We start from the raw sequence: 6,632 nt of genomic DNA, 5'->3' as shown, positions 1-6,632 counted from the left end.
AACCACCCCCCCACCCCCCCCCCCCCCCCCCGCGCCGCCCCCCCCCCCCCCCGGCCCGGGCCCCGCCCCACCCACCACCCCCAGGCGCGACACGCACCCCCACCGAACCCGCACAGGCGCCGCAGGCACCGCGCACCCACCACCCGCAAGCATCAACACCCACCCCCACCACCCCGTCACCCGTTCAGCCCACCACCACCCACCCCCACCCCCCGATCCGAGCCATCGTCGTAAGAGCAGCCCACACCACAGCTGAGGAGTGGAGCCCGACGTGACCGGCACCGCACGACCACGCCCCGCAGCTTCCGGTGTCGTCGGGCGCGTCTCGTCGAGACGTCGGTGGCGGTGGGCGCGGCGGGGCGCCCTGGGGATGGGGCTGCTGGTCGTGGCCGCCGGCGGGGCCGGGTGGGCCGTCTACGCCAAGCTCGACTCCAACATCACCCCCGACGAGGCCGCCGCGGCCGAACTCGCCCGGTACGAGAAGGAACGCCCCACCTCACTCGTGCGCGGCGCCCAGAACATCCTGCTCATCGGGTCGGACTCCAGGGCAGGAAGCGGAAACCGCCGCTACGGCCGTGACTCCGGCACCGCGCGCTCCGACACCACCATCCTGCTGCACCTCTCCGCGGAACGCCGCAGCGCCACCGCCGTGTCGATACCCCGCGACCTGATGGTCGACGTCCCCGGCTGCCGCCGCCGGGACGGCACCCGCAGCGCCCCCATGTTCGCGATGTTCAACTACGCCTTCCAGGTGGGCGGCTCGGCCTGCACCATCCGCACCGTGGAACGGCTCACCGACATCCGCATGGACCACCACGTGGTCGTCGACTTCCAGGGTTTCAAGAAGATGGTCGACGCACTCGACGGCGTCGAGATATGCCTCGCGAAACCCATCGACGACAAGGCCGCCAAACTCAGACTCCCGGCCGGCAAGGTGACCCTCGACGGCGAGCAGGCCCTCGGCTACGTCCGCGCCCGCAAGTCCCTCGGCAACGGCAGCGACACCGACCGTATGGAGCGCCAGCAGCGCTTCCTCGCCGCCCTGGTGCACAAGGCGCAGAGCAACGACGTCCTGCTGAACCCGGTCCGGCTCTACCCCGTGCTCGACGCCGCCACGTCCTCCCTCACCACCGACCCGGACCTGGCCAGCTTGCGCGGTTTGTACGAACTTGTGCGCGGGGTCCGCGACATCCCCACCGAACGCGTGCAATTCCTCACCGTTCCTCGTGAGGCCTACGCGCACAACGCCAATCGCGACCAACTCGTGGAGCCCGAGGCCGAGCGCCTCTTCGAGCGGCTGCGCACCGACACGCCGGTGAAAGTAGTGGATTCGCCCGGTATGCGCGGGCCGAACGACGTCTCCGATCCCCCTTCCCCGCCCCCCACCTTCCGCGGCAACACCGCCGCCGAGAACCCCTGCGGGTAAAACGCTCACCAAGCCGGCGAAGCACAATTCAAAGAAATGGGGCGGATTGCCCAGTTGTAGGGACGTGGAATTTGTCACCGTCGTGGCTCGACGCTGAACTGGGCGGATAGTGTGAGCGATCCGGTGCACCCGGCCGTAGTTAGGCTTGCGCACTGTTTGACCGAGACCCGAGCGCCTTGGAGGGGGAAGGCGCCGCGTGGCCCCGACGGAGGATTCAGACAACCGTGGACGCGCAAGGCCGTGGGCGGGCGGACGACATCGATCCCGCAGACCAGTGGGTGCTCAATCCGAACACCGGCGAATACGAACTGCGACTGACTCCTTCCGCACCGCAGTCATCGGTCCCCGGGCCCCGTAGATCCGCCTCCCGCGCAGGCGCCGCCTCACGCGCCGCCGGGGCCGCGAGCGCCAAGGGCGCGGCCGGTGCGCCGGGCCCCGCGCGCAGCCGGACCGCGGCGCCGGGGCCGGGACGCGAGACGAGACCGGCGCCCGGACGTGAGGTCCCCTCGCAGCGCAGGCGTCGCGGCGCGCCCGAGGAGCCGCCGGGGCGGCGTGGTCGACGGCCGGTGAAGCAGAAGAGCAAGGCGAAGAAGGCTCTCCTGTGGACCGGTGGCGTGATGGCGTTCGTGGTGGTCGCCGCCGCGGCCGGCGCCTACCTCTACATCGAGCACCTCAACGGCAACATCCAGTCCATCTCCGACGACGGCGCGAGCACCGGTGGCTTCCAGAAGGACAAGGCCATCAACATCCTGCTCATCGGCACGGACAAGCGCACGGGCGCGGGCAACGGCAGCTACGGCGACAAGGGCAGCGAAGGACACGCCGACACCACGATCCTGCTCCACGTCTCCAAGGACCGCTCGAACGCGACCGCGCTCAGCATCCCGCGCGACTTGATCGTCGACATCCCGGACTGCCCGACGACGCAGGAGGACGGCTCCCAGAAGGTCATCTCGGGCGGGACCGGCGTGCGCTTCAACACCAGCCTCGGCCAGGAGGGCCGTACGCCCAGCTGCACCGCGCGCACGGTCACCGAACTCACCGGAATCAAGCCGGACAACTTCATCGTGGCCGACTTCAACGCGGTGAAGACGCTCACCTCGGCCGTCGGGGGCGTCGAGGTGTGTCTGGCCAAGGACATCAAGGACCCCGACTCGCACCTCGATCTCCCCAAGGGCGAGCACGTCATCGAGGGCGAGCAGGCGCTGGCCTTCGTCCGCACCCGGCACTCGGTCGGCTTCGGCGGCGACCTGAGCCGGATCGGGCTGCAGCAGCAGTTCCTCAGCGCGCTGATGCGCAAGCTGAAGTCGAACGACACCCTCACCAGCCCGACCAAGATGATCAAGCTGGCCGAGGCGGGCACCAAGGCGCTGAGTGTCGACTCCCAGCTCGACAGCATCGACAAGCTGAAGGACCTGGGTCTGGAGCTGGGCAAGCTCGACACCAAGAACCTGACCTTCACCACGATCCCGGTGATCGACAACCCGGCCGAGAAGGTCAAGGCGACCGTCGTACTCAACGAGAAGCCGGCTCAGGAAGTCTTCCAGGCGATCCAGAACGACGTCTCCTTCACCGACGCCAAGCAGCAGAAGAAGAAGGAGGCCGCCGCCGTGGCCGCCCGGCTCAAGGGCACCAAGGCCGACCCCTCCGAGGTGCGGGTGCAGGTCTTCAACGGCGGGGCGCCCGCGGGCAGCGCCCAGGAGACCCTCACCTGGCTGCAGACCGAGGAGGGCGTGACCAAGTCCGAGAACGCGGGCAACGCCCCGGCGACGCTCGCGAAGACGACGCTCGAGTACGGCCCCGACCAGGCCGACCAGGCCCGTCGGCTCGCCGCCATCCTGGGGCTCGCCGGCTCCGCGATGAAGCCCGGCGAGAGCGTGACCAACTCCCAGGGCCTGCCCACGATGACGCTCACGCTGGGCAAGGACTTCAAGGGGGCGGGCGTACCGCTCACGGCTCCGACGAAGGCGCCGGACGTGGAGAAGTCCACGGCCGACAAGGTCAAGTGCGCGTCGTAGCGGTCCCTCGCGCCCGCCCGGCACAGCGCCCGGGGTGAACGCGGGCCCGTTTCGGTACGGAACGGGCCTGTTTCGGCGCGGATCCGTCCGCCGTGTGAACCCTCTGGCGCGAAATCTTCGGTGAGGAGGGCAACTGTGGCAGGCCCTCGTTGGTCTGACACAGGACATGGGTGTGTCAGGCGGTATCGGCCGGACGCATCACAGGCCGTACCAAGGCTGGATTTTGCCGACACGTGGCCAACCCGACCCGGATGCATACGGGTCTGACAGGTTGTGAACCGGTGTCGGACAGGCTGGCTCGACATGGTTCGCTCCGCATCGGTCAGGGAGGTCCGGCGCGGAGCGATGCCGTGCCGGGCAAAGGGTGGGGAAGGGCGGAGAGTTGGCGCAGAGCAGTGTGCGAGGGGAGGTCCCCGCGGTGGAGGACACCATGTCCCTCACCCCGCGGGCCGACCAGGACACGCCGGCCGACCTGGACGGCCGGCACGGTGGCGAGGGACGCACGGACGACCGGAAGATCGGCGGCAGGCCCCGCAGGCGGCGTGTGCTGCGCTGGTCGGCGACGGTTCTGGCGGTGGTGGTACTGGGCACCGCGGGTGCCGGATATCTCTACTACCAGCACCTCAACGGCAACCTGAAGAAGGACGACCTCAACATCGGCGACGCCAAGGACCGCGCCGCCCGGACCGAGGCGAACGCGTTCGGTCAGACGCCGCTGAACATCCTGCTGATCGGCTCGGACGCACGGGACAGCAAGGAGAACCAGAAGCTGGGCGGTGCCAAGGAGACCTTCGGCGGCACCCCGCTCGCCGACGTCCAGATGCTGCTGCACGTCTCCGCGGACCGCACCAACATGTCGGTCGTCAGCATGCCGCGCGACACACTGGTGGACATACCCAAGTGCACGGACCCGGACAGCGGTGACGTGTACCCGGCCATCCGGCGCGCGATGACGAACCGCTCGCTCGGCCGCGGCGGCCCGGGGTGCACGGTGGCGACGTGGGAGAAGCTGACCGACATCCACATCGACCACTTCATGATGATCGACTTCTCGGGCGTGGTGTCGATGGCGGACGCCATCGGTGGCGTCCCGGTCTGCGTGAACAAGAACATCCACTCCAAGGACCGCGAGGGCCACGGCTCCGGGCTGAAGCTGGAGAAGGGCACCACGTACATCAAGGGCGAGCAGGCCCTGCAGTGGCTGCGCACCCGGTACGGCTTCGAGGACGGCAGCGACCTGGCCCGCGCCAAGGCGCAGCACCAGTACATGAACTCGATGGTCCGCGAGCTGCGCAAGAACGCCAAGCTGAGCAGCCCGAACAAGCTGCGCAAGCTCGCCGAGGCGGCCACGAACGCGCTCACCGTCGACCCGGGCCTGGGCACGGTGGCGAAGCTGTACGACCTGGCGGGCGAGCTGAAGAAGGTGCCCACCTCGCGCATCACCATGACGACGATGCCGAACGCGTACGACACCATCCAGACCGGCCGGGTGGTGCCCACCGAGGACGCCTCCCAGCTGTTCCGGCTGGTGCGTGAGGACATCTCCCTCGACGGCAAGGACAAGAAGAAGACCCCTGAGGAGAAGACCTCCTCGGACCCGGCCGCGGCGGACGGCGAGATAGCCGTCCAGGTGCAGAACGGCACCCGCACCGACACTCTCGCCCCGGTCCGCGGTCGCGCGCACGCCGTCGCCGGAGCACTGGCCGACGAGGGCTTCACCCGGGCCGTGGCGGACCAGTCGGCCGCGCCGATCGAGAAGACGACGGTCGTCCGCTACCCGAGCGCCGAACTGGAGGGCGACGCCCAGCGGGTCGCCAAGGCCCTCGGTATCCCCATGAGCGCGGTGGAGAAGTCCACGGACGTCTCCGGTGTCATCCTCGTCGTCGGCGCCGACTGGCGCGAGGGCACGGCGTACAAGGCCCCGAAGCAGAACGACAGGACGCCGGACACGGCCGAGGCACTGAACGCCTCGGACACCAAGGCGTGTATGAAGGTCGACCCGAACTTCACCTGGTGACGCGCTGACGGGCGCCCGCCCGGCGGGCTCAGTCGACGCTGAGCACTGCCGGGCGGCGGGACGCGATGACCTTCTTCGCCAGGGACCGCGGGCTGGTCAGGAAGCCGTAGCCCCAGGACATGTGCATGGTGGCGAGAGCGACCGGGATCTGCAGGCGTGCCTTCAGCGGGAGGCCCTTGCCGGCCGGGACGGAGCCCGCGGTGATGGCCGCGAGGTAGCCGCCGGGGATCACGAAGCCCCAGGGGGTCAGGGCGGCGCCGACCACGAGGCCCGCCGCGATCGCGCACACCGCGGTGGGCGGGGCGAGGTAGCGCAGGTTGATGGAGCCGGAGTGGTAGCGGGCGACGACGTGCCGCCAGCGGCCGTAGTCCTTGTACTGCTTGGCGAGGGCCTTCACCGAAGGCCGCGGGCGGTACGACACCTTCAGCTCCGGTGAGAACCAGATCAGCCCGCCCGCCTCACGGATCCGGAAGTTGAGCTCCCAGTCCTGGGCGCGGATGAACTCCTCGTTGTAGCCACCCTGCTGCTCCAGCGCCTCGCGCCGGAAGACACCGAGGTAGACGGTCTCGGCCGCCTGCGCCTCGCCACCGGTGTGGAAGGCGGCGTTGCCGACCCCGATCTTCGAGGTCATCGCGGCCGCGACGGCGTGCTCCCAGTCGTTCTCGCCCTCGGCGTGCATGATGCCGCCGACGTTCTGCGCGCCGGTCTCCTCCAGGAGCCGCACGGCGGTGGCGATGTAGTTCGGCGAGAGCATGCCGTGGCCGTCGACGCGCACCACGATCGGGTGGCGGGACGCCTTGATCGCCGCGTTCAGGGCGGCGGGGGTGCGGCCGGTCGGGTTCGGGACGGTGTGCACGCGGGGGTCTTCGGCCACGAGCTCGGCGGCGATCTCGTCCGTGCGGTCCGTGGACGGACCGAGGGCGATCACGACCTCCATCTCGCCGGCGTACTCCTGCGCGAGGATCGCTTGGACGGCTCCGCGCAGATGCCGCTCCTCGTTGAGGACGGGCATGATGACGGACACGGCGGGGAGCTGCACGTCGGGCTTGGCGTTCATAGGGGGCTCACGTTACCGCGAACGGGGGACAGCGGTGCGCGCCGCCGGGGTCGCTGCACCGGTCAGCAGATCGTATGGGCCTACGGTGCTCACGGATCCACGTACGGCCCCCAG

At 69.7% G+C, this 6,632-nt stretch carries 4 protein-coding genes; 3 read left to right on the top strand and 1 reads right to left on the bottom strand.

The features are described from left to right. Nucleotides 1-370: 370 nt before the first annotated feature. From ACFYNL_RS28365 to ACFYNL_RS28355, 3 genes are all read left to right on the top strand, one after another. Nucleotides 371-1,426 carry an LCP family protein gene (locus ACFYNL_RS28365; protein WP_388807995.1) on the top strand — a complete coding sequence of 352 codons (1,056 nt, stop codon included), beginning with the start codon at nucleotides 371-373 and terminating at the stop codon, nucleotides 1,424-1,426. 224 nt (nucleotides 1,427-1,650) lie between these two features. After that, nucleotides 1,651-3,444 carry an LCP family protein gene (locus ACFYNL_RS28360; protein WP_388807937.1) on the top strand — a complete coding sequence of 598 codons (1,794 nt, stop codon included), beginning with the start codon at nucleotides 1,651-1,653 and terminating at the stop codon, nucleotides 3,442-3,444. A 430-nt stretch (nucleotides 3,445-3,874) separates the two neighbouring features. Continuing rightward, on the top strand, nucleotides 3,875-5,461 hold the full coding sequence (locus ACFYNL_RS28355; protein ID WP_388807936.1) for an LCP family protein: 1,587 nt from the start codon (nucleotides 3,875-3,877) through the stop codon (nucleotides 5,459-5,461). Between the two features lie 28 nt (nucleotides 5,462-5,489). On the opposite strand, the gene ACFYNL_RS28350 is transcribed toward ACFYNL_RS28355, so the two are convergent. After that, the gene (locus ACFYNL_RS28350) at nucleotides 5,490-6,518 is read right to left on the bottom strand and encodes a glycosyltransferase family 2 protein (RefSeq protein WP_388807935.1); all 1,029 of its coding nucleotides are present in this window, start codon (nucleotides 6,516-6,518) and stop codon (nucleotides 5,490-5,492) included. Nucleotides 6,519-6,632 lie beyond the last annotated feature (114 nt).

Origin of the sequence: Streptomyces sp. NPDC007808, from assembly GCF_042868655.1 — a bacterium.
GTDB lineage: Bacteria > Actinomycetota > Actinomycetes > Streptomycetales > Streptomycetaceae > Streptomyces.
This window is presented reverse-complemented; position numbering and strand designations above follow the sequence as displayed.

Excerpts from the sequence above, each read along its gene's own strand:
- ACFYNL_RS28365 (WP_388807995.1), top strand. The coding sequence starts at position 371 with ATGGGGCTGCTGGTCGTGGCCGCCGGCGGGGCCGGGTGGGCCGTCTAC.
- ACFYNL_RS28355 (WP_388807936.1), top strand. The coding sequence starts at position 3,875 with ATGTCCCTCACCCCGCGGGCCGACCAGGACACGCCGGCCGACCTGGAC.
- ACFYNL_RS28350 (WP_388807935.1), bottom strand. The coding sequence starts at position 6,518 with ATGAACGCCAAGCCCGACGTGCAGCTCCCCGCCGTGTCCGTCATCATG.